This window comes from Flavobacterium sandaracinum (genome assembly GCF_004349135.1).
GTDB lineage: Bacteria > Bacteroidota > Bacteroidia > Flavobacteriales > Flavobacteriaceae > Flavobacterium > Flavobacterium sandaracinum.
Genome location: NZ_SMFN01000012.1, coordinates 1 through 22,787 on the forward strand (window position 1 = coordinate 1; position 22,787 = coordinate 22,787).

At 34.0% G+C, this 22,787-nt stretch carries 23 protein-coding genes and 1 tRNA gene; 8 read left to right on the plus strand and 16 right to left on the minus strand.

All coding sequences use genetic code 11. The features are described 5' to 3' along the window. The coding region (locus E0F91_RS10775; RefSeq protein ID WP_165930120.1) for a transposase at positions 1-284 on the plus strand (284 nt) is incomplete at its 5' end. A 111-nt stretch (positions 285-395) separates the two neighbouring features. On the opposite strand, the gene E0F91_RS10780 is transcribed toward E0F91_RS10775, so the two are convergent. Beyond that, positions 396-470 (minus strand) — tRNA-Val (locus E0F91_RS10780). A gap of 213 nt (positions 471-683) precedes the next feature. Here E0F91_RS10780 and E0F91_RS10785 point away from each other — a divergent pair. Further along, complete coding sequence (locus tag E0F91_RS10785) at positions 684-2,468, plus strand: ABC transporter ATP-binding protein (RefSeq protein ID WP_132066551.1); 1,785 nt, start codon at positions 684-686, stop codon at positions 2,466-2,468. Between the two features lie 423 nt (positions 2,469-2,891). Here E0F91_RS10785 and E0F91_RS10790 read toward each other — a convergent pair whose 3' ends face one another. The 14 genes from E0F91_RS10790 to E0F91_RS10855 form a co-directional block, all read right to left on the minus strand. Then, positions 2,892-3,848 (minus strand): PSP1 domain-containing protein, encoded by a 957-nt coding sequence (locus E0F91_RS10790; RefSeq protein WP_132066552.1) that lies wholly within the window; start codon positions 3,846-3,848, stop codon positions 2,892-2,894. Positions 3,849-3,921: 73 nt separating this feature from the next. Then, the gene (locus tag E0F91_RS10795; RefSeq protein WP_132066553.1) at positions 3,922-4,254 is read right to left on the minus strand and encodes a tetratricopeptide repeat protein; all 333 of its coding nucleotides are present in this window, start codon (positions 4,252-4,254) and stop codon (positions 3,922-3,924) included. A 199-nt stretch (positions 4,255-4,453) separates the two neighbouring features. Continuing rightward, the gene (locus tag E0F91_RS10800; protein WP_132066554.1) at positions 4,454-5,032 is read right to left on the minus strand and encodes a NifU family protein; all 579 of its coding nucleotides are present in this window, start codon (positions 5,030-5,032) and stop codon (positions 4,454-4,456) included. Between the two features lie 57 nt (positions 5,033-5,089). After that, complete coding sequence (locus E0F91_RS10805) at positions 5,090-6,184, minus strand: Mrp/NBP35 family ATP-binding protein (protein ID WP_132066555.1); 1,095 nt, start codon at positions 6,182-6,184, stop codon at positions 5,090-5,092. Between the two features lie 33 nt (positions 6,185-6,217). Then, positions 6,218-7,150, minus strand: a complete 933-nt coding sequence (locus E0F91_RS10810; protein ID WP_132066556.1) for a WD40 repeat domain-containing protein — start codon at positions 7,148-7,150, stop codon at positions 6,218-6,220. A gap of 345 nt (positions 7,151-7,495) precedes the next feature. Then, positions 7,496-8,008: a DUF2480 family protein gene (locus E0F91_RS10815; RefSeq protein ID WP_132066557.1), complete on the minus strand. Its 513-nt coding sequence runs from the start codon at positions 8,006-8,008 to the stop codon at positions 7,496-7,498. 46 nt (positions 8,009-8,054) lie between these two features. Next, positions 8,055-8,384, minus strand: coding sequence for an iron-sulfur cluster assembly protein (locus tag E0F91_RS10820; protein WP_132066558.1), 330 nt, complete (start codon positions 8,382-8,384; stop codon positions 8,055-8,057). Between the two features lie 5 nt (positions 8,385-8,389). After that, positions 8,390-9,691 (minus strand): Fe-S cluster assembly protein SufD, encoded by a 1,302-nt coding sequence (sufD, locus tag E0F91_RS10825; protein ID WP_132066559.1) that lies wholly within the window; start codon positions 9,689-9,691, stop codon positions 8,390-8,392. An 11-nt stretch (positions 9,692-9,702) separates the two neighbouring features. Further along, a complete protein-coding gene (sufC, locus tag E0F91_RS10830; protein WP_132066560.1) occupies positions 9,703-10,461 on the minus strand; it encodes a Fe-S cluster assembly ATPase SufC in 759 nt (252 codons plus the stop codon). 49 nt (positions 10,462-10,510) lie between these two features. Next, complete coding sequence (sufB, locus tag E0F91_RS10835; RefSeq protein ID WP_132066561.1) at positions 10,511-11,959, minus strand: Fe-S cluster assembly protein SufB; 1,449 nt, start codon at positions 11,957-11,959, stop codon at positions 10,511-10,513. Between the two features lie 65 nt (positions 11,960-12,024). After that, a complete protein-coding gene (locus tag E0F91_RS10840; protein WP_132066562.1) occupies positions 12,025-12,378 on the minus strand; it encodes a 4Fe-4S dicluster domain-containing protein in 354 nt (117 codons plus the stop codon). 69 nt (positions 12,379-12,447) lie between these two features. Beyond that, positions 12,448-12,774, minus strand: coding sequence for a HesB/IscA family protein (locus E0F91_RS10845; protein ID WP_074723354.1), 327 nt, complete (start codon positions 12,772-12,774; stop codon positions 12,448-12,450). Positions 12,775-12,792: 18 nt separating this feature from the next. After that, entirely contained in the window at positions 12,793-13,275 is a 483-nt protein-coding gene (locus tag E0F91_RS10850) for an RrF2 family transcriptional regulator (protein ID WP_073351071.1), read from the minus strand. 810 nt (positions 13,276-14,085) lie between these two features. Beyond that, positions 14,086-15,255 (minus strand): proline dehydrogenase family protein, encoded by a 1,170-nt coding sequence (locus E0F91_RS10855; protein ID WP_132066563.1) that lies wholly within the window; start codon positions 15,253-15,255, stop codon positions 14,086-14,088. A 93-nt stretch (positions 15,256-15,348) separates the two neighbouring features. On the opposite strand from E0F91_RS10855, the gene aroB reads away from it, so the two are divergent. The 6 genes from aroB to E0F91_RS10885 all read left to right on the plus strand — a co-directional run bounded on the left by aroB (position 15,349) and on the right by E0F91_RS10885 (position 22,269). Further along, positions 15,349-16,416: a 3-dehydroquinate synthase gene (aroB, locus tag E0F91_RS10860; RefSeq protein ID WP_132066564.1), complete on the plus strand. Its 1,068-nt coding sequence runs from the start codon at positions 15,349-15,351 to the stop codon at positions 16,414-16,416. 288 nt (positions 16,417-16,704) lie between these two features. Next, positions 16,705-18,105 carry a type III PLP-dependent enzyme domain-containing protein gene (locus tag E0F91_RS10865; protein WP_073353126.1) on the plus strand — a complete coding sequence of 467 codons (1,401 nt, stop codon included), beginning with the start codon at positions 16,705-16,707 and terminating at the stop codon, positions 18,103-18,105. Between the two features lie 93 nt (positions 18,106-18,198). Continuing rightward, positions 18,199-19,170, plus strand: a complete 972-nt coding sequence (locus tag E0F91_RS10870; RefSeq protein WP_073353127.1) for a deoxyhypusine synthase family protein — start codon at positions 18,199-18,201, stop codon at positions 19,168-19,170. Positions 19,171-19,179: 9 nt separating this feature from the next. Then, positions 19,180-19,584 (plus strand): DNA primase, encoded by a 405-nt coding sequence (locus tag E0F91_RS10875; protein ID WP_132066565.1) that lies wholly within the window; start codon positions 19,180-19,182, stop codon positions 19,582-19,584. Between the two features lie 88 nt (positions 19,585-19,672). Next, a complete protein-coding gene (gene recQ / locus E0F91_RS10880; RefSeq protein WP_132066566.1) occupies positions 19,673-21,784 on the plus strand; it encodes a DNA helicase RecQ in 2,112 nt (703 codons plus the stop codon). An 8-nt stretch (positions 21,785-21,792) separates the two neighbouring features. Next, positions 21,793-22,269 (plus strand): DNA-deoxyinosine glycosylase, encoded by a 477-nt coding sequence (locus E0F91_RS10885; protein WP_132066567.1) that lies wholly within the window; start codon positions 21,793-21,795, stop codon positions 22,267-22,269. A gap of 1 nt (position 22,270) precedes the next feature. Here the strand turns inward: E0F91_RS10885 and E0F91_RS10890 are convergent, their stop codons facing one another. Next, the gene (locus tag E0F91_RS10890; protein ID WP_132066568.1) at positions 22,271-22,786 is read right to left on the minus strand and encodes a DinB family protein; all 516 of its coding nucleotides are present in this window, start codon (positions 22,784-22,786) and stop codon (positions 22,271-22,273) included. Position 22,787 lies beyond the last annotated feature (1 nt).

The window sequence follows — 22,787 nt, forward strand, 5'->3', positions numbered from 1 at the left end:
AAGACTTACGGAATGTTTTTGAGAATACCACCGATAAAATTTATGGTCTAAGCAAATTAGCTAGATGGCATGAAAAAGTAGCTCAGGCTGAGTTTAAATCATTTAATACAATATCTAGATCAATACAGAATCATTACCAAACGATAGTAAACTATTTTGACAACAGAAGTACCAATGCTTCTGCAGAATCCTTTAATGCAAAAATAAAAGCGTTTAGATCTCAATTTAGAGGCGTGAGGAACATAGAGTTTTTCCTTTTCAGACTAACAAATATTTACGCTTAATTTTTGCTACTCCACGGGTTTTCGTTATGATCCATTAAAGAGGTAGAAAATAATAAAATACTCAATAGTATTAAATAAAAAAAACTCCATTATTTCTAATGGAGTTTTTTGTGGGCGATGAGGGGTTCGAACCCCCGACCCCCTCGGTGTAAACGAGGTGCTCTGAACCAGCTGAGCTAATCGCCCTATAACAATTAAGTAACTTTCGTAACCGTTTTTGCTGGTGCAAATATACACTTAGAATCCATATATACAAACACTTTTTTAAAAAAAATTATTAAAATTTACGATAAATATTCTTTCTTACTCTTTCACAGCATTTTAAATAAAGGATGAAACGGAATGATTTTTTTGTATTGACTTCGTATAGTCTTACATTTGTCCCATAAATAATAAATAATGGCAAGATTCAAAGAAAACGATTTACCAAAATCAAAAATTACTGCAAGTTCACTCCAAAAAGCGACTGTAATATTTCAATATGCAGGAAATCACCGTTGGAAATTTTATGTAGGTTTAATTTTTTTATTATTCACTGGAGCGACTGCCCTTGCCTTTCCTAAATTGATGGGAATGCTTATTGATTGCGTAAAAAACAAAGACAACTCTCAGGCTAATATGATTGCAGGAGGACTAATCGTAATCTTATTTCTACAATCGATTTTTTCGTTTTTTAGACTATATCTATTTGTCAATTTTACTGAAAACACACTTGCGAATCTGAGACTAGCACTTTATAGTAATTTGGTAAAATTACCTATGTCTTTCTTCTCGCAAAAACGTGTTGGGGAATTAAACAGCCGAATCAGTTCTGATATCACCCAAATACAAGATACCTTAACATCAACCATAGCCGAATTCCTAAGACAATTTATTCTAATTATTGGTGGCGTTCTTTTATTGGCAAATGAAAGTATCAAATTGACATTGTTGATGTTATCCGTTGTTCCGCTTGTTGCTGTTGCGGCAGTTATTTTTGGGCGATTTATTAGAAAATACTCAAAAAATGTTCAAGACAAAGTGGCTGAAAGTCAAGTAATAGTTGAAGAAACCATGCAAGGAATCAGTATTGTAAAGGCTTTTGCCAATGAATGGTACGAAATTGCCCGCTATAACGGAAAAATAAAGGAAGTCGTTAAAATAGCCATTAAAGGTGGAAAATACCGAGGTTACTTTGCTTCATTTATTATTTTCTGTCTTTTTGGAGCCATTGTTGCCGTAGTTTGGTTTGGTGTTCGATTGAGTATTAGTGGAGAAATGAGTGTCGGACAATTAATCTCTTTTGTCCTGTATTCTACGTTTGTAGGAGCTTCTTTTGGCGGAATTGCAGAACTTTATGCGCAAATTCAGAAAGCTATTGGAGCAACGGAACGCGTTTTTGAATTATTAGACGAAACGCCTGAAAAAATTAATTCAACTCAAAATGAAACAGCTCAAAAAATAAAAGGAAACGTTACTTTCAAAAATGTGGCTTTTAGCTACCATTCCAGAAAAGAAATAAAAGTATTGAAAGACGTTAGTTTTACCGCTAATTTTGGTCAAAAAATAGCGATTGTGGGACCTAGTGGAACTGGGAAATCTACTATCGCTTCGCTCCTATTGCGTTTTTATAACATTGATAACGGAGAGATATTGATTGACGGAAAAAATATTTACGATTATGATTTAGAAAATCTTCGAGGAAATATGAGCATAGTTCCTCAAGATGTGATATTATTTGGAGGTACCATTAAAGAAAATATTGCCTACGGAAAACCCAATGCTACTGATGAGGAAATTATTTTAGCTGCACGACAAGCTAATGCTTTAACTTTTATCGAAAGTTTTCCTGAAAAATTTGAAACTATTGTGGGTGAAAGAGGAATTAAATTGTCTGGTGGGCAAAGACAACGCATTGCAATTGCAAGAGCGTTATTAAAAAATCCAAGTATTTTAATTTTAGATGAAGCCACATCGTCATTAGATAGCGAAAGCGAAAAACAGGTTCAAGAAGCTTTAGAAATTTTGATGCAAGGAAGAACCAGTATCATTATAGCGCATCGTTTGTCAACCATTCGCAGCGCAGATCAAATTTTAGTTTTAGACAATGGTAAAATTTCAGAGCAAGGAACACATCAGGAATTAATTGCCTTAGAAAATGGAATCTATAAAAATTTAAGTAATCTCCAGTTTAGTAATTCTTAACCTTTTGATTACCCCTCTCCAAAAGAGAGGGAGTTTTTAATTCTACAATTTTAAAAGCGCTAATTAGTCTGGAAATCAGAATCAATTAGAAATACAATACCTTCGATTTTAAGCAGCAATTAAACCATGAAACTAAAAAAACTTAGCTGATGAATGGGTTGTAACATCGTATTTCTGATTTATATTTTATAAAAATACTGGTTCAATAATTATCTCTGTAAAACTGAGTTTGCAATAAAACACTCCGTGTGGGCGCGATGGTGAATTTCATTTAGTATCGTTTCATCTGGAATGCTATCTCCTGTAAAGGTTATTTTTGGTCGCAGATGGGTACGATCATAATTTTTATAGGAGAAACCATCTAACTCATTTTTCCAACTTCAATTAACTTAATGTTCTGACATGGTTATTTTTTTTAATTAATTATTCTGGTTTGCGTTTCTTATTTTTAATATGGTGTTTTTTAAGCTCACTCCCTTTAGTATCAAAACGAGTTATACTATCCTGACCAACAACATTTACATAGGATAGAGGCTTTACAACTTCAGGCTTTTTTTGTGTTTGTGCCTCATCGTGCCAAGCATCCGATTTAATTAGTTGATTATTTTCGCTTTCATCATTGATGTAGCATTCAAATTTATCACCTTGTCGCTTATATAATGAATTTTTTTTGTGAGGACCTACCCAAGGAGAATCGGTTTTAAAATTAGTTGACCAAGTTTGGCAACACAAATAGCTTCCACAAGGACCTATATCGCCAATGCGATTTGCTTCTTCACGCAACCCAATTTGACACATCTCTATCCGCACATGAAAGGCTTCGAAAAGGCATTTAATTAACTCTCGATAATCCACACGTCCTTCGGCGGTGTAATAAAATGTGGCTTTAGTTTTATCACCCTGATAATCCACATCGGTTAGTTTCATTGATAAACCGAGCTCTTTGGCTATCACGCGTGCTTTACACATCGTATCTAATTCCATTTCTTTGGCAAGCTTCCATTTACTTGTATCATAGGAGGTTGCTTTGCGTTGGATTTTTTTTAAAATATCTTCGCTACGCACATTCTTTTTCTTGAGCTGCAAACTTACTAGTTCCCCAGTTAAGGAAACATGCCCAACATCATAACCACCCTTATTGCCATCAACTAGAACTAATTCTCCATTTTTTAAATCTATGTTTTGATCGTTAAGATAAAATTCCTTTCGGGATCCTTTGAATTTTATCTCAATAATAGTGTAAACTTTATCATCAAGTGGTACAACGATATCCGATAGCCAGTCATATACATCGGATTGGCTGTGTCCATAAGAATAGTATGAATCGCTAGTTTTGATTCCACCAAGAACAATAGTCCCTTCTGTTGAATAATTTTTCATATTGACTTATATATTAATTTCCTCTCGAGCGCGTTTGAAAGTTTGAAATTTCAGTTTAATAAAAGAAAGATAATCAAAATTCGTCTTCATCAATCCCTAGAAGCATATTGTAAACTTCTTGTAATTCCAATAACGTTTTTTTATTCCCCATTTTTTTGGCAATCTCAATTCCTCTTTTATAAATTTCAGCTGCTTTGTCTACTTCATTCAGCGACTCATATAATTTCCCCAATTGATAATAACTCGCTACATAATTTTCATCATCATTTAACAATTTCAAAAAGTAATTTACAGCGGTATCCTTTTCTTTAACCAAAACATATTCTAATGCCAATGCGTATTTCAGAAAAGAGTCGTTGCTATCTTCCTTCAAAAATTCTTGTAATTGTTCAATTCTATTATTCATTATTTTTTGTGAAAGTATTAGTCATATTGAAGAGTCTTTTGCAAAATAATTGCATGCTTAATTTATAAAAATAATTGGTTTTTTTATTAGATTCCAACTAACCTTTAAACTTTATAAATGGCTAAGCTAATCCAGTTTGGTTTTATACCTTGGATCTTGGGCTATTTGAATATCATTATTTGACATTTTCTTACTTTTTTTAAGCTGTTTCCGTAACTACTTTTTTCACTTCGGGAACCATTTCTCGTAGCATATTTTGAACACCCATTTTCAAAGTAGTATTAGTAGAAGGGCAGCCGTGACAAGAACCCTTCAGCATCACGGTTACGGTTCCGTTTTCGAAAGATTTGAAATGAATGGCGCCACCATCTCCTTCAACGGCTGGCCGAATATATTCATCAAGAATTGAAATTATTTTTTGTTCAATATCCCCAGAAATGTTTACCGGTACTTCTGATTTTTCTTCAATTAATTCGCCATCGAGAAGAGGTTCTTTTAGGGCAAGCTTTGCTTTAATTAGCTCCTTAATTTCCGGTATTACCTCATACCATTCAAAGCTTTCGTCCTTGGTTACGGTAATAAAATTGGAAGTAATAAAAACGCCTTTTACATAAGGAAGTTCAAATATTTTTGTGGCAAGAGGAGAAATGGCTGCCTTTTCTTTTGTTCGGAATTCAATGCTTTTGCCTTCCTCATCGATTAACAAAAAGGTCAGTACAAATTTCATTGTGACGGGATTAGGCGTCATTTCGGTATAAATGGAGATTGGTGCGTTCATTTTTTTATATTTATTTAAACTTTTATCGAAAAAAAGATAGGTGTTATATTATTGATTTTACCATTTAACATCTGCCACTTGAGCTGGTACTTTTGCATTTTGTATAGACACTTGCTGCGCCACCTTGCGTGCCATTTCCATGTAGGCAATAGCTTGGGGTGTGTTTTCCTGCAGCACAGCGGGGCGACCTAGATCACCAGATTCACAAATATTTTGTACTAATGGTATTTCTCCCAACAACGGAACTTCTAATTCTTCGGCAAGCTTTTTTGCTCCGTCTTTACCAAAAATATAATAGCGTTTCTCCGGCTCGTCGGGCGGACTGAAATAAGCCATATTTTCTACAATGCCTAAAACGGGTACATTTATAGACGGTAATTGAAACATTCCAACTCCTTTTTTGGCATCAGCCAAAGCCACAAATTGAGGAGTGCTTACAATTACAACTCCGTTCAAAGGAACGGCACCAACCAGTGATAAATGAATGTCGCCAGTTCCGGGAGGTAAATCAATAATCATATAATCTAATTCCCCCCATTCTGCTTCCTGAAACAATTGGACAACCGCTTTTGATGCCATTGGTCCACGCCAGACTAGCGCTTGGGAAGTATCTACAAAAAATCCGATGGATAATAATTTTACTCCAAAACTTTCTACGGGAATCATTTTATTTACACCATTAATCTCTTTAATCATTGGCTTTGCATCCATTACATCAAACATAATGGTTTGTGAAGGTCCATAAATATCGGCATCTACCAAACCAACCGATGCACCTAGTTTTACCAAAGCCAAAGCTAGGTTTGAAGCCACCGTTGATTTCCCAACACCACCTTTGCCGGATGCTACTCCTATAATATTTTTAACATTTGGTAACAAAGGTCCTCCGCTTTTTCGAGAGGAAACATCGGAAGTCATTTTCACATTTACATTCGCTTCTTCATCTATAAAATGTAAAATTGAATTTACACAAGCCTTGTGAATCAATTCTTTCATTGGGCAAGCAGGCGTTGTAAGTACTACGGTAAAACTTACGTTTTTTCCCTCTACTTCTAAATCCTTGATCATGCCAAGGGTTACCAAATCCTTTTTTAAATCAGGATCTTCGACATTTTTTAAAGCTTCTAAAACTTGTTCTTTCGTAATATTCATTTTGGCCTCCTTTTATTTCATTAATTTTTTGTTCTAAAAACTATTTACTTCTCTTACCATAACCAATCTATCATCACCTACAGAAACTAAATAGTTATTATAAGTACTCCAAATTAATTTGTTTACCGAATGTGTGTGAGCATCAAAATTTTCTTTGGTGATGCGTTTTAATAATTGAAACGTTTTTGCATCCCAAATTTTGATAGTTTTATCACGGCTGGCAGTAGCAAATAAGGTCGCATCAGGATTATATACAATATCGTAAATTGCCCAATTATGTGCAGGAATTGACTTTACTAAATCATAATTTCCTACTTGCCATATGTTTAAATGTGCATCTCTTCCTCCAGTCAAAAGAAATTTACCATCAGGGCTGTAACGCACAACATTTGATGCAAGTCCATGCCCAATAAAATCTTTTTTATAATCCAATGTATGCAGGTCAAATACAAGAATATTACAGTCCCCTAGTGCAACCGCTATTTCGGAAGTGGTATAATTAAAATCAATGCTGCGTACTTTTTCCTTGGATAGTTTTTTCATTTTAATCAATGACAAAGTATCAAGTGAGCAAACGGCAAAATTACCATCGCCACCGGCTGTATAAAAGCAATTGGTTTCTAAGGAATATTTGATATCAAAAATCGGTGCCGTATGATGTTGCAGCATTTTTATTTCTTCCTTTTTCTCTAAATCAAGGATGTGAATACTTCCGGTTGTTGTTCCCGCAAGCAATAATTTTTTTTCAGGAATATGACAAATAGCATAAACAGCAGCAGGTAAAGATGCCGAAAATTTTTCGGCTTGCAGAGTTTCTAAATTCCATAATGCGATAAACATATCACTGCCCGCTGTAAAAACAGTATTTTCAGATGTGCCTTTATCCATCGCATATACACAGCCGCTGTGGCCAGTAAGTGTTGCGATATGTTTCATACCAATGTTTATTTTTTTTATTGTCTCCATTTTATTTTAAAAAATTATGCCCACACTATTTTATTTGTAAAGCTGTAACCTAGTGGATTATTGAAATGCTAATTAATTATTTTTGTATCGGGCTACTTTTCTTTCCTTATTTCGAAACTATAGCTACTTCTGACGGTTATTATTGTGTTATAATCCCAGCATATTATAATTTTGGAATGATTATCAATAATTAGTTCCTCTCTCTCTTTTTTTATTTCTTTTAATACTATTCCATTTTTAATTCCTTTTATTCATAAATTCAGGAAGGCGATTATGGTTTTTTTAATTATTGAGTAGCTATTCTATTCCTATTTAAAGAATATGGTATTTAGTCGTTTTCCAAATTTAAATTTGTTTGGGCTGCTTGTATAACGGAACCATAGAACAAGCTTCGCCATACATAACACTTTTTGCAATTGGTCGTAAAAGCCTGGTGATTTCGACATAAGCCGCTTTAGGAACTGGTAAATGGCCACAACCCTTAATCACGACGCGAGCATCTTTATATTCATCGAAATTTAGTTTGTTAAGGATCTCATTATACAAAATGGTTTCCAGTGTTTCTAAATCACCAAACACAACCCTTTTTACGTAAGGCTCTAATTGAATTGCTAACAGCATATAAGCCCAAGTTGGAACAACAGCATCGGCAGAACAAATAAGGGCAGCGTATTTATCTGTGTATTTGCTCCAATCTTCATTCTTAACAAATTCCCTAAAGTCTTTTTCTTTTAATATTAAACCTTGAAATAAATGCTCTTTTATATCCAATACTACACGATCACCCTGAGGGTAAAACGTTTCGAGGTCAATGGTGATGATGCCACTTAATGCTACTTTATTAATTATTTCCTTCATCTATTTCTTTTTTGCTCCTCTCCTTTGGGGAGGTTGGGTGGAGATTTTACATAAATCCTAATTCGAGTTCTGCCTCTTCGCTCATCATTTCTTTTTCCCAAGGCGGGCTATAAGTCATTGTTATTTTTGCTGATTTAATTCCCTCTATTTCACGTAATTTTTGTTCTGTTTCAGGGGGCAAGGTTTCAGCTACAGGACAGGATGGTGATGTTAAAGTCATTAGAATAGTAAGATTGTTCTCTATATCAATATTGAGTTCGTAAATCAATCCTAACTCCCAAATATCAACTGGAATTTCCGGGTCGTAACAAGTTTTAAGGGTATTGATAGCCTTTTGCGCAAGCTCCATATTTTGTGTAATAATTTCTGCTGCCATATCTTTTATTCAAATGTTTTAGCAATCTTTCCTTCAATATAGTCACGCAAAGCCTCAATTTTTAGAGTGTTCACAACTTCCGAAGCGAAGGCGTGCATCAATAATTTTTTAGCATTTGTTAGACCTATTCCACGAGCCTGTAGGTAAAATATTTTTTCTTGATCTAATTTTCCGGTGGATGTCCCGTGCGAACATTTTACATCATCGGCATAAATTTCTAATTGCGGTTTTGTATTGATTGTTCCGTCTTCGCTTAGTAAAATATTTTTATTGGATTGAAATGCATTTGTTTTTTGAGCATCTTTTCTAACAAATATTTTTCCATTAAAAGTAGCGGTTGACTTTCCGTCAATAATCCCTTTGTAAAGCTCGTTGCTGTTGCAATTTGGCTTGCGGTGATCTACGACAGTATGATTATCAACTACTTGATTTCCTGCAGTTATATACAATCCGTTCAAATGCGATTCGATATGTTCATCATCTAACACTAAAGTTAAATTATTGCGAACTAATGCGCCACTCACGGTAAAAGTATGGGTAGAAAATACGCTTTGTTTCTTTTGAATTACTTGTGTGGTATTCATTAAATAACCCAACTCATTTTCATCCTGAATTTTATAATGATCTAGAATAGCGTGCTTATCGACTACAATTTCTGTTACTGCATTACTGAATGTTTTGGCTTTAGAATCAACCGTTTCAAACGATTCAATAATTTTTGCTTGCGCATTTTCATCCACCACGATTAAATTACGTGGATGAATAATGGTGCTTTTGGATGCTGTTGAAATGTGAATGACGTGTATCGGTTTTTCAATTATCACATTTTTTGCAATATGAATAAATACGCCATCTTTAGTCATTGCGGTATTTAACGCAATAAATGGATCCGTTTTTATATCTGCATATTGTGCATAATGTTTTTCAAAAAGAGCAGAATTGCTAGTTGCCGCATTTACTAAACTGCAAATCGTTACCCCTTTTGGAAGATTTTCTAAATTAGATAATCCTTCCACAAAAATACCGTTTTCGATAATTACATTATAAGCCTCTTTTAAAAATTTCAGCGGCTCGATTTGCTCATCGCTGCAGTTTTTACTGGTCGAGAAATCAAATTCCCCTTTCAGCATTAAAGCGATAGGAGTGTATTTATATTCTTCATGCTTTCGGTCTGGAATGCCTTGTTTGTAAAAGCTTTCCATCGCCTGATCACGAAGTTGTGTATCGCCGAATAAAAATAATTTTGATGTCTCAAATTCAAAAATCAATTTATCTTTTATCGTACTGGTTTTAATTGCTGTTTCCATTTTGTACTAAATTAAGCTTCTACTTCTTCTACTTCTTTAATAAAATCATATCCTTTTTCTTCTAGTTCTAAAGCCAATTCTTTTGGCCCTGTTTTCACAATTTTTCCATTATATAAAACGTGAACAACATCGGGGATAATATAATCCAACAACCTTTGATAATGCGTGATAACAATGGTTGCGTTATCTTTCGATTTTAATTTATTCACGCCGTTGGCAACAATTCGTAAGGCATCAATATCAAGTCCACTATCGGTTTCGTCAAGTATGGAAAGTTTTGGCTCCAGCATTGCCATTTGAAATATTTCATTTCGTTTTTTTTCACCACCGCTAAAACCTTCGTTTATCGAGCGACTGATAAGTGCTTTATCTATCTCAACTAATTTTTGCTTTTCTTTCAACAGTGTTAAAAACTCTTTTGCTGCCAGAGGTTCCAAACCTTTGTAAGCGCGAATTTCACCAATAGCTGTTTTTAAAAAATTAATATTGCTTACTCCCGGAATTTCAATGGGATATTGAAACGCAAGAAATATGCCTTCTCTAGCTCTATCTTCCGCTTCTAGTTCTAATAAATTTATACCGTTATAGATTATTTCACCTTCTGTAACTTCGTATTCGGAACGCCCTGCAAGCACTGCAGATAAGGTGCTTTTTCCAGAACCGTTAGGGCCCATAATAGCATGTACTTCTCCCGCTTTTATTTCTAGATTAATTCCTCTTAATATTTCTTTCCCGTCAATTGACGCGTGTAGATTTTTTATTGATAGCATTTTTTTAAAATTTATGAGTTAAAATTTATAGGTTATAAAAGATCTCTCCTTATCCTACTGAGCCTTCCAAGGAAACCTCCAATAATTTTTGCGCTTCAACAGCAAACTCCATTGGCAATTGACTTAATACGTCTTTGCAATAGCCATTTACGATTAGACCAATAGCTTTTTCCGTATCAATACCCCTTTGTTTGCAATAAAATAGTTGGTCTTCACCAATTTTTGAAGTTGTTGCTTCATGCTCGACAATGGCGGTGTTGTTTTTTATTTCGATGTATGGAAAGGTATGTGCACCGCATTGATCAGTCATCAATAAACTATCGCATTGCGAAAAATTACGGGCATTTTCTGCGCCTTTTCCAATACGGACTAACCCTCTGTAACTATTGTTACTATAGCCTGCCGAAATCCCTTTGGATATGATAGTACTTTTAGTATTTTTACCAATGTGGATCATTTTTGTTCCAGTATCGGCTTGCTGATAGTTATTGGTGAGGGCAACAGAATAGAATTCACCTATAGAATTGTCGCCTTTTAAAATCACCGATGGGTATTTCCAAGTAATTGCAGAGCCTGTTTCTACTTGTGTCCAAGAGATTTTAGAATTTTCTTCCAAACAAATGCCACGTTTTGTAACAAAGTTGAAAATACCTCCTTTACCATCTTTATCACCTGGATACCAGTTTTGTACGGTGCTGTATTTTATCTGTGCATTTTTATGTGCCACGAGCTCTACAACGGCTGCGTGCAATTGATTTTCATCACGCATCGGTGCCGTACAGCCTTCGAGGTAACTCACATATGAATCTTCATCAGCAATAATTAAGGTGCGTTCAAATTGCCCAGTTCCAGCCGCTTCTATTCTGAAATAAGTCGAAAGTTCCATCGGACAGCGAACTCCTTTTGGAACATAACAAAACGTACCATCTGTAAATACGGCGGAGTTCAGAGCTGCATAAAAGTTGTCGGTGTAGGGAATAACAGAGCTCATATATTTTTGCACCAATTCTGGATGTTCCTGAATTGCTTCTCCGAAGGAGCAAAATATAATTCCTTTTTCAGCCAATGTTTTTTTGTATGTTGTTGAGACCGAAACGCTGTCGACAATAATATCCAGAGCTATTCTGTTTTCAACGCCTGTTAAACGTTCTTGTTCCAAGATTGAAATACCGAGTTTCTGAAATGTTTTCAATAATTCAGGATCTACTTCATCTAAACTGTTTAATACTGCTTTTGGCTTTGGAGCCGAGTAATAAATGATATCCTGAAAGTCTGGTTTTTGGTAAGAAACATGAGCCCATTTTGGTTCTTCCATTGTTATCCAATGACGGAAAGCCGTTAAGCGATAGTCTAACATCCATTCGGGTTCGTTTTTCTTTGCAGAAATAAAACGAATAATATCTTCATTCAATCCTTTCGGTGCGTTGTCAGCATCAATATCGGTAACAAACCCGTATTTGTATTCCGTGCTGAGTTTTTGTTCTAAAACCTCGTTCATACTATTTAAGTTTTACTATTGTTATTTTGTTCATCGGTAATTCCCGATCCCAAAAATCATTTTGATTAAATTATTAAATGCAAACTATCTTTTTTGGCAAATAATTCTTCTTCGCTTTCGCGCCAATTTTCATCATCTACACAGCAATCAACAGGACAAACAGCGGCACATTGAGGCTCATCATGAAAACCAACACACTCGGTGCATTTATCAGGTACTATGTAATAAACATCATTGGATACAGGTTCTTGCGGTTCATTTGCATCGGCAGTCAATCCGCTTTTTGAGGTAAACATTCCCTTTATGGCTGTTCCATCAGCAAAGCGCCATTCATCGCCCCCTTCGTAGATTGCATTATTCGGACATTCTGGTTCACAAGCGCCACAATTAATACATTCATCTGTAATTATAATTGCCATTTTTTCTATTTTTATAGTGTTTGGAATTTTGCAAGAAATACTTCCAGCTTTTAAGGCTTAAATCCAATATTAAACGCCAAACGATTCTCCACAACCGCAAGTTCTGCTTGCATTTGGATTAACAAATACAAATCCTTTTCCGTTTAAGCCTCCCACATAATCGAGCTCCGTACCTATTAAATAGAGAAAACTTTTTTTGTCAACGGCAATCTTTATTCCTTTGTCTTCAAAAACCTTATCGCTCTCTGTAATCACATTGTCAAACACGAGTTTATAAGTAAGACCGGAACATCCGCCACCATCCACACCTACTCTTATAAAGGTTCCTTCTGGGCTGTTTTCGTTTGCTATTAAACTTAATGCGTGTTCTTTTGCATTTTCTGAAACTGTTATCATTCTATTTCTAATTAATGATTATAATAATTCTTTATTTTCTCCACTTATTTCTTCAAATAAACTTTTAAAAGTAACTGTAGCTTCTTTTTCACCATGGGACAAATCAGATAGTGTGATGGTATCTAGTAACTTATCTATTGCAGATTGAACTATGGTCCAAAGCGATCGAATGGAGCAATCAACTGAATTGCTACATATTTTCATTACGCCAACATGATTGACGCAAAATTGTTCGTCAAATAACCGCCCGCCTAAGGCATTCAAAATGTCGTTTACTGTTATCGTATTTGCAGGTCTGGCCAATACATATCCTCCAACATGTCCTTTGGTACTATTAATTAAACCTTCCATACGAAGGATTCGGGTCAATTTAGAAACATTGGGTTGCGATAATCCTTCGGCTTCACTGAGCTGAGGAATGCTCAAGCCGGACTGATCATTACATTTTGCAATCCGGACTAATAGTCTTAAGCCATACTCGTCTTGTGCTGTTATTTTCATTGTTTAAAAGTTTGATGTTTTAATAATGGATTTTTAATATTTAAATAAACCTATAAGACAAATGTAAACATTGTTTTTCAATATATACTAAAAAGTATATATTAATTTATACTAAAAAGTATATTGATAGCTTTCGTAAAAACTACTATAAAAAGTATCTCTTCATTTGAAACCTCTTTAGTGTAACAAAGAGGTTGAATGACTCAGAACGCCTATTAATCTATGAGAATAACCTTTTATTAATCATGCGATTAACCGGAGATTCAGTACCTCGGTAAAAAAAAGTTAAAATTGACATTGAAGGTTGTTTTTTCAGGATACAGTCGAATGTCCAAAGAAGAACTTGACTTAAAAGAAAATAGAAAAGCAAAGGAATCTCACTAACTATTGTAAATAAAAATTAAACGAACTACGTAATTTTTATCTACAATAGTAAGTAAGTAGTTGGACTTATTTATTGCCGTACTATAAAATGAGTGAAATACTATTTAACATAAAAAGTCATGTAAGCATTAAACCTTAAATGACCTTATTGTTGCTAAAGTTATCAGTCTTACACAAATGAAACTTCAATGACTTATATGGTAAAAAAAATACGTCATTGTTTTATTCTTATTACTTACTTTCGATTATAAAAAAAATGAAACAAAAAAGTGATACACTATACTCAAAATCATCAATAAACAGGAAACATCTCCTACTTATATACTAATAACTATACTTATAAGAGCTAGTAATTAAACGTAATTATATATAAAAAGCTCCAATTTTAAAAAATTGAAGCTTTTTTCAGTGAAAGAGATTTTAAAACTATTTCCCTTTTCTTCTTTTTCTTTCTTCTTTAATCATCGCTAATTCGCGGCTCGTTTGACCCGCTACTGATGTATTTTCTTCTGCTCGACGAATCAAGTATGGCATCACATCTTTGACAGGGCCAAAAGGCAAATATTTAGCCACATTATAGCCGTTAGCTGCCAAATTATAGCTGATATTATCACTCATCCCATACAATTGACCAAACCAAATTCGATCATTATTGGTTTTTATGCCTTGCTCCTGCATCAATTCCATCAATTTGTATGTACTTAATTCATTATGCGTTCCCGCAAAAATCGACATCAAATCTAAATGATCAACCATGTAACGAACTGAGGCATCGTAATTTTCATCTGTAGCTTCTTTTGAAGCGCAAATTGGTGATGGATATCCTTTTTCTTCGGCACGAGCCATTTCTTTTTCCATGTAAGCACCACGGACTAATTTCATACCTATAAAGAATCCGTCATTTTTGGCTTGCTCATGCAATTTTTTCAAGTAATCCAATCGATCCCAACGATACATTTGCAACGTATTGAAAACAATTGCTTTTTCTTTGTTGTATTTGCGCATCATTTCAGTCACTAAATCATCCGCAGCATCTTGCATCCAACTTTCTTCACCATCAATCAAAAGAGCTACATTTTTAGAATGAGCATCTTTGCAAACCAAATCAAAACGCGCCACTACTCTATTCCATTCTGCTTGTTCTTCAGAAGTTAACGTTTGCTTCTCTCCTAATTTCTCATACAATTCAAAACGACCAAAACCGGTTGGTTTAAAAACAGCAAAAGGAATAGCCAAACGTTCTTTTGCAAATTCAATTGTTTTTAGAGTCATTTCAAGTGCAGCATCAAACTGATCTTCTTCTTCTTTACCTTCCACAGAATAATCCAATACAGAAGAAACCCCTTTCGTATACATTTTATCCACTACAGATAGGCAATCTACTTCATTTACACCACCACAAAAGTGGTCAAAAACAGTAGCACGAATTAAGCCTTCAACAGGGAGATTGGCTTTCAAAGCAAAATTTGTAACTGCGGTTCCAATTCGAACTAAAGGCTGATTAGCAATCATTTTGAAAAGGAAATAAGCTCTATCTAATTCGGTATCACTTTTTAATGAAAAGGCAACTTGGGTATTATTGAATATTTTTTCCATTATTTGTTATAATTTTTGTACAAATATAGACAGAGTTTTGAATATTATTCCCCAAAAATTACCTTATTTTGCGGTTCCAATTAATCCATAAAGATGCAATCAATTCAAGCCAACAGTTACCCAATACATTTTAACGAAAAAGCATACGAAGCCTTAAATATTCATTTGAAAGAAAATAAGTATTCTAAAATTTTTATTATTGTTGACAGTAATACGAATGAATTTTGCATTCCAAAATTTCTCCCTTTTCTCGAAACTGAACTTACTATTGAAATCATTGAATTTGATGCAGGTGAAGTAAATAAAAATATTGAGACTTGCGTCCAAATTTGGAATGTACTCACTGAACTTGGTGCCGACAGAAAAAGCCTAATAATTAATTTGGGTGGCGGTGTTGTTACTGATTTAGGTGGTTTTGTTGCTTCAACATTCAAGCGAGGAATTGATTTTATTCACATTCCTACCACATTACTATCAATGGTTGATGCCTCTGTAGGCGGAAAAAATGGGGTCGACTTAGGAAATTTAAAAAACCAAATCGGTGTTATTAATGTGCCAAAAATGGTGCTTATCGACACTCAATATCTTGAAACGGTGCCACAAAATGAAATGCGTTCCGGTCTCGCTGAAATGCTCAAACACGGTTTAATATATGATAAGGACTATTGGGAGCAATTTTTAGATCTAAAATCCATTGATTTTGCTGATTTTGATTCCTTAATTTACCGTTCGATTGAAATAAAAAATGAAATTGTTATCCAAGATCCAACGGAGAAAAATATTCGTAAGTCATTAAATTTTGGTCATACTTTGGGTCATGCCATTGAGAGCTATTTTCTAGAAAATGAAAATAAAACAACTTTGTTACATGGAGAAGCCATAGCCGTTGGGATGATCTTGGAAAGTTTCATCTCGTTGCATAAACAACTAATCAATAAAGAGGAATTCTCTGAGATAAAATCTGGCATAAAATCCATCTATGACGATATCATTTTTGAAGAAAAAGATATAGAGCCTATTTTAGAATTGTTGATACACGACAAAAAAAATGAGTATGGAAACATACAGTTTGCTTTGATTGATGGTATCGGAAAAATAAAAATCAATCAATCGGTTGAAAATGAATTAATTCTTAAGGCGTTTCTGGATTATAAATCTTAATTATTTTTTATAAAAAGGATTGCATTGCGTATATAATATTTTTTACATTTGCACCAATGAAAAAAAGTCAAAACAAACAAAATTATAGTTCTAATAAAACCCAAAAAAAGATGTCTTTTCTAAAGATATTAAAACGGTTTTATTCTATCAAAGGCAACTTTAGTTTTGATGTTTTCCAATATTTAAAAGCAGACCACGAAAAGCTTCAGATCGTTTATGCAAATATTCGGGTTTGAATTATCGGTTACTTTATTTTTACAATATTTTAATCTATAATTACGACATCTAATGAACACAAAATATTCTGATTTAATAAATCAAACCTACTATTTCCCTCAAGAAGAATTTACTTTAAACAAAGATAACCTGCAATTTCACAACATTGATTTGATGAAATTGGTTGAGCAATACGGCACGCCGTTAAAATTCACTTATTTACCTCAAATTTCAAATAACATCAATAAAGCCAAAAGCTGGTTTCGTAAATCGATGGAAAAAAATAAATATGAGGCAAAATACTATTACTGTTACTGTACAAAGAGCTCTCATTTTGAATATATCATGAACGAAGCTTTCAAAAATAATATTCATATTGAAACTTCCTCTGCTTTTGATATTAATATTGTTGAAAATTTATTGGCAAACGGAAAAATCAATAAAAGTACCTATGTGATTTGTAATGGTTTCAAAAGAGACCAATACATTGATAATATTGCGCGTCTTATCAATAATGGTCATAAAAATACGATTCCAATTATTGATAATTTTGAAGAGCTAGATCTACTTCAAGGACAGATAAAAAGTAAATTCAAAATTGGTATTCGCATTGCTGCCGAAGAAGAGCCAAAATTTGAATTTTACACGTCAAGATTAGGAATTGGTTACAAAAATATTGTTCCCTTCTATAAAAGAGAAATCAAAGAAAATAAAAAATTGGAACTGAAAATGTTACACTTTTTTATCAACACCGGAATCAATGACAATGCGTATTATTGGAATGAACTAGTAAAATGTATTAAAGTATACGTGGCATTAAAGAAAGAATGTCCTACACTTGATGGATTAAATATTGGTGGCGGTTTTCCAATAAAAAACTCGCTGGCATTTGAGTATGATTATCAGTATATGATTGATGAAATTATCAATCAGATAAAAATTGCTTGTGATGAAGCTGAAGTAGATGTACCAAATATTTTTACCGAATTCGGTTCCTTTACAGTAGGAGAAAGCGGCGGTGCTATTTATCAAGTTTTATATCAGAAGCAACAAAATGATAGAGAAAAATGGAACATGATCGACTCCTCTTTTATTACCACTTTACCAGATACTTGGGCTATCAACAAGCGTTTTATCATGTTAGCTGTCAATCGATGGAATGAAACTTATGAAAGAGTACTACTGGGTGGAATGACCTGTGATAGCGATGATTATTACAACTCCGAGCAGAACATGAATGCTATTTACTTGCCAAAATACAATAAAGAAAAACCTTTATATATTGGTTTTTTTAACACCGGAGCCTATCAGGAAACTATAGGAGGATACGGAGGATTACACCATTGTTTGATTCCGCAACCCAAACATATATTAATAGATAGAGATGAAAACGGGATTTTAGCCACTGAAGTTTTCTCAGAACAACAAACCTCAGAGGACGTTTTAAAAATATTAGGCTACGACCGAAAATAAATTAACAAGCATTCAGTTATTCAATTTAAAAAATCGTTAAATTTGAAATAATAATTTTAACGTAATGATTATTAGGTATTTAAATTAAAAAAAATGAGCAAAGGACCAATCAGTCAGTTTATTGAAAAGCACTACCTGCATTTCAACTCTGCATCTTTAGTTGACGCAGCTAAGGCATACGAAGAACAATTAGCCAATGGTGCAAAAATGATGGTGAGTATGGCCGGTGCTATGAGTACGGCCGAGATTGGAAAAATATTTTCTGAAATTATTCGTCAGGACAAAGTGCATATCATTTCTTGTACAGGTGCAAATCTAGAAGAAGACATCATGAATTTAGTTGCTCATTCTCATTATGAAAGAGTACCAAATTACCGTGATTTGACTCCTCAAGACGAATGGGATTTATTGGAAAGAGGTTTAAACCGCGTTACAGATACTTGTATTCCTGAGCATGAAGCATTTCGTCGTTTGCAAAAGCATATTTACAAAATCTGGAAAGATGCTGATGACAAAGGAGAAAGATATTTTCCACATGAATTCATGTACAAAATGTTACTATCCGGAGTTCTTGAGGAATATTACGAAATCGACTTAAAAGACAGTTGGATGTATGCAGCGGCCGAGAAAAATTTACCTATTATTGTACCAGGATGGGAAGATAGTACCATGGGAAATATATTCGCATCGTACGTTATAAAAGGAGATTTAAAAGCATCTACAATGAAATCAGGTATTGAATACATGGTTTTCTTATCAGATTGGTATCCAAAAAACAGTACTAATGGGGTAGGTTTTTTCCAAATTGGTGGAGGAATTGCAGGAGATTTTCCAATATGCGTGGTGCCAATGTTGTATCAAGATATGGAAATGCATGACATTCCTTTTTGGAGTTATTTCTGTCAAATTTCAGATTCAACAACCAGTTATGGTTCGTATTCTGGGGCGGTACCAAATGAAAAAATTACTTGGGGTAAGTTAGATATTAAAACGCCTAAGTTTATTATTGAGTCAGATGCTACCATTGTAGCACCTTTAATTTTCGCTTATTTATTAGACCTATAGAATTATTTTATGAAAAGAGTAATAGTTGATTACGCAAAACTTACCAATGAAATTTTAAATCTTTTGGTTGATAAATTTCCAGATGGTTATGATGATTCAAACATTATTAGTTTTAGAAACGCTAAAAATGAATTGATTGAAGCAGTTGAAGTACGAACTGAAGACACTATTTATTTAGTTAAAGTAAGTACTAAACTAGCTGATAGAATTGAAAATTATGATGAAGATGATGAAATCATGATTGATGAAGTTGTTGAGCCAATTAAAGGATTGGATTTAGACGATGATATTGAAGATGATGACGAGGACGAGGATGGTATTGACAAACCAGATGCTGACTCAGGTGATGATGACGATGACGATGATGCGGATGAAAAAGATTTTTCGGATGATGATGACGAAGATGAGGATTAATTAATCCCATTTTTAAATATATTTATAAAAAGGAACTCCTACACGAGTTCCTTTTTTTATAACTTTAGACCTCTAAATATACGCCACAATGACTCAAGAAATATTACACGCCAAACTGAAGGAAAACTTTGGTTTTGAAAAATTCAGACCCAATCAGGAGGAAATAATAAACTGTATTCTTTCTGGACAAGATACAGTAGCAATAATGCCAACTGGTGGTGGAAAATCAATTTGTTTTCAATTGCCTGCATTGGTATTTCCTGGAATTACAATCGTAATTTCCCCGTTAATAGCTTTGATGAAAGATCAAGTTGATAGCTTAAAAGCTAATGGCATTGAAGCCTGTTTTATCAATAGCAGTCAAACCGAAGACGAACGGCAGTTTTATATCGAAAGCTTAAAATCGAATGTAATTAAATTGGTTTACATTGCTCCAGAAAGCTTGTCTTTTCTGGATAATATTTTTAATAGTTTAACCATAAGTCTTATTGCTATTGATGAGGCACATTGCATTTCATCTTGGGGACATGATTTCCGGCCCGCTTATACGAATCTTGGATATCTCAAAAACCGCTTCCCTTCTACTCCAATCCTAGCTTTAACTGCAACCGCTGATAAAGCTACACGTAAAGATATTAGCCAACAATTAAATCTAAAAAATCCTAAACTATTTGTAGCTTCTTTTGATCGAAAAAATCTGAGTTTAGAAGTGCGTCCCGCTTTGGACAGAGTAAAACAAATTATAGATTTTATTCAAGAAAAACCTACCGAATCCGGAATCGTATATTGCTTAAGCCGAAAAACAACCGAAGAACTTGCCGAAAAATTACAAAAAATTGGAATCAGTGCAAAGGCCTATCATGCTGGTTTAGATAATAAAATCCGTTCCAAAACTCAAGATGAATTCATTAATGATGAATGTCAAGTAGTTTGCGCCACTATCGCTTTTGGAATGGGTATCGATAAATCAAATGTGCGTTGGGTGATTCACTATAATTTGCCTAAAAATATAGAAGGTTATTATCAGGAAATTGGTCGAGCTGGCCGAGATGGTTTACCCTCAGAAACCATATTATTCGAAAGTTACGGCGATGTGATTCAATTGCAAAAATTTGCCTCAAAAGGCTTAAATGCTGAAGTACAACTAGCCAAACTAGAGCGTATGAAACAATATGCTGATGCTTTGAGCTGTCGCAGAAAGATATTGCTGTCCTATTTTGGCGAACTCGTTACAGAGAATTGTGGAAATTGTGATATCTGTAAAAATCCACCGCTATTTTTCGATGGAACCATCATTGCACAAAAAGCATTATCGGCAATTTTTCGTTTACAGGAAACGGAACCATTACCGGTGATAATTGACTTTTTACGCGGATCCAAAAATGCTTATATTTATGAAAAAGAATACCAAAATCTAAAAACGTATGGTGTTGGAGTTGAACTCTCTTGGTATGATTGGAACCAATATTTAATCCAACTGATAAATCTTGGTTATTGTGAAATCGCTTTTCATAAACAAAATAAAATTCGACTTACTTCTTTAGCTAAAAAAGTATTATTTGAAGGCGAAAAAGTACAACTCACAACTGTCCAAAAAATCAATATCGACAAGCAAGAAATCAAAGAAACGAAAAGCAAATCTACAGCAAATTCACTTTTTGAAACCTTACGAAAACTACGCTATGAAATTTCCAAAGAAGAATCCGTTCCAGCTTATGTAATTTTCAGTGATGCGGCTTTGCGCCAAATGGAAACCGAAAGACCGATGAGCGATCAAGAATTACTGGCAATTGACGGCGTTGGAAAAGCAAAACTAGAAAAATATGGTGATGCATTTATCAATGCGATTATTGATTTTCAAAAATCTAAGGTTGTCAGAAAAAAGAAAGAAGCTACTACTTACAAAGAAACATTGGAATTGTATAAAAATGGATTTTCTGTTGAAGAAATTGCTCAAAAAAGAAAGTTAGGTCTAAGTACGATTATGTCGCATTTAGCTAAATTGTACATTGATGGTGCTGATATAGATTTGGATTCTTTTATTTCAAAAGAAGAAGTTACGCAAATTGCCGAAGCACAAATAAAACTGGAATCACCAAATACTTTGAAACCCTATTTTGATTATTTTGAAGAAAAAATAGATTACGGAAAAATTCGATTGGCACTGGCAATATTAGAAAAAGAAAACGCAATAGTTTAGCAAGTATTATGATTCATTCCTTTCCTCCTTTTGTGAATTCACAAACAGAAATTTTGATTCTAGGAACTATGCCTGGCATTGCATCATTGGAAAAACAAGAATATTATGCGCACAAAAGAAATCATTTTTGGAAAATAATGTACACTTTGTTGGATAATTTACCAATAGCTGAAGTTTTTGAAAAAAAAATACAATTACTCCAAGCGAATAAAATTGGACTTTGGGATGTTTTAGGAAATTGTGAAAGAAAAGGGAGCTTAGACACTCATATCAAAAATCAAAAAGAAAATGATTTTGAAACACTATTCAAAGAATTCCCCGGAATTGCCACAATCATTTTTAATGGCAAAGAAAGTCATAAATACTTTCTGAAAAAATTTGGACAAATAAAAAGCATCACGTATTATGTGATGCCTTCTACTAGCCCTGCTAATACCATGTCTTTTGAAAACAAGCTAAAAATCTGGTCAGCCGGTTTTCAATAAACTATAAATACCTTTCTTGAAAAACTTTTTGATGGTGTTTTTGATGACCAATGATAATAAAACCAATTGCACGAACCGATACAGCAGCGTTCGAAGCAGTTCCAATTCTCTTTAACTGCTCTTCAGACAAACTTTTGAAAAGAAACAAATTGGAATGTCTAACCGCTGAAAATTCAGTTAGTAAATCCTGAATACTTCTACTGTTAGCACTCGTATTGTCAATATAATCATTTTCATCAAACCCGGGTAAAGGTGTTTGATCCTCTCTAGAAATTCGTAATGCCCGATACGCAAAAATACGCTCGGTATCAATTATATGCTGAATGATTTCTTTGATAGTCCATTTCCCTTCTGCATAGCGATAATCAAATTTGTCCATGGGAATATTTTGTACAAAATGAATAAAATCGTGTAATGAAATTTCTAATTCATCCATCAATGTGACTTCCCCCAAAGCGTTTATGTAGGGAGTATAATAAGCGGCATATTCGTTTACAGGTAATTGTGTTGATTTCATT

What these genes read in the sequence shown, in the direction of transcription:
- E0F91_RS10785 (WP_132066551.1), top strand. Translation starts at nt 684, where the DNA reads ATGGCAAGATTCAAAGAAAACGATTTACCAAAATCAAAAATTACTGCA.
- E0F91_RS10790 (WP_132066552.1), bottom strand. Translation starts at nt 3,848, where the DNA reads ATGAAAAATTATTCAACAGAAGGGACTATTGTTCTTGGTGGAATCAAA.
- E0F91_RS10795 (WP_132066553.1), bottom strand. Translation starts at nt 4,254, where the DNA reads ATGAATAATAGAATTGAACAATTACAAGAATTTTTGAAGGAAGATAGC.
- E0F91_RS10800 (WP_132066554.1), bottom strand. Translation starts at nt 5,032, where the DNA reads ATGAACGCACCAATCTCCATTTATACCGAAATGACGCCTAATCCCGTC.
- E0F91_RS10805 (WP_132066555.1), bottom strand. Translation starts at nt 6,184, where the DNA reads ATGAATATTACGAAAGAACAAGTTTTAGAAGCTTTAAAAAATGTCGAA.
- E0F91_RS10810 (WP_132066556.1), bottom strand. Translation starts at nt 7,150, where the DNA reads ATGGAGACAATAAAAAAAATAAACATTGGTATGAAACATATCGCAACA.
- E0F91_RS10815 (WP_132066557.1), bottom strand. Translation starts at nt 8,008, where the DNA reads ATGAAGGAAATAATTAATAAAGTAGCATTAAGTGGCATCATCACCATT.
- E0F91_RS10820 (WP_132066558.1), bottom strand. Translation starts at nt 8,384, where the DNA reads ATGGCAGCAGAAATTATTACACAAAATATGGAGCTTGCGCAAAAGGCT.
- sufD (WP_132066559.1), bottom strand. Translation starts at nt 9,691, where the DNA reads ATGGAAACAGCAATTAAAACCAGTACGATAAAAGATAAATTGATTTTT.
- sufC (WP_132066560.1), bottom strand. Translation starts at nt 10,461, where the DNA reads ATGCTATCAATAAAAAATCTACACGCGTCAATTGACGGGAAAGAAATA.
- sufB (WP_132066561.1), bottom strand. Translation starts at nt 11,959, where the DNA reads ATGAACGAGGTTTTAGAACAAAAACTCAGCACGGAATACAAATACGGG.
- E0F91_RS10840 (WP_132066562.1), bottom strand. Translation starts at nt 12,378, where the DNA reads ATGGCAATTATAATTACAGATGAATGTATTAATTGTGGCGCTTGTGAA.
- E0F91_RS10845 (WP_074723354.1), bottom strand. Translation starts at nt 12,774, where the DNA reads ATGATAACAGTTTCAGAAAATGCAAAAGAACACGCATTAAGTTTAATA.
- E0F91_RS10850 (WP_073351071.1), bottom strand. Translation starts at nt 13,275, where the DNA reads ATGAAAATAACAGCACAAGACGAGTATGGCTTAAGACTATTAGTCCGG.
- E0F91_RS10855 (WP_132066563.1), bottom strand. Translation starts at nt 15,255, where the DNA reads ATGGAAAAAATATTCAATAATACCCAAGTTGCCTTTTCATTAAAAAGT.
- aroB (WP_132066564.1), top strand. Translation starts at nt 15,349, where the DNA reads ATGCAATCAATTCAAGCCAACAGTTACCCAATACATTTTAACGAAAAA.
- E0F91_RS10865 (WP_073353126.1), top strand. Translation starts at nt 16,705, where the DNA reads ATGAACACAAAATATTCTGATTTAATAAATCAAACCTACTATTTCCCT.
- E0F91_RS10870 (WP_073353127.1), top strand. Translation starts at nt 18,199, where the DNA reads ATGAGCAAAGGACCAATCAGTCAGTTTATTGAAAAGCACTACCTGCAT.
- E0F91_RS10875 (WP_132066565.1), top strand. Translation starts at nt 19,180, where the DNA reads ATGAAAAGAGTAATAGTTGATTACGCAAAACTTACCAATGAAATTTTA.
- recQ (WP_132066566.1), top strand. Translation starts at nt 19,673, where the DNA reads ATGACTCAAGAAATATTACACGCCAAACTGAAGGAAAACTTTGGTTTT.
- E0F91_RS10885 (WP_132066567.1), top strand. Translation starts at nt 21,793, where the DNA reads ATGATTCATTCCTTTCCTCCTTTTGTGAATTCACAAACAGAAATTTTG.
- E0F91_RS10890 (WP_132066568.1), bottom strand. Translation starts at nt 22,786, where the DNA reads ATGAAATCAACACAATTACCTGTAAACGAATATGCCGCTTATTATACT.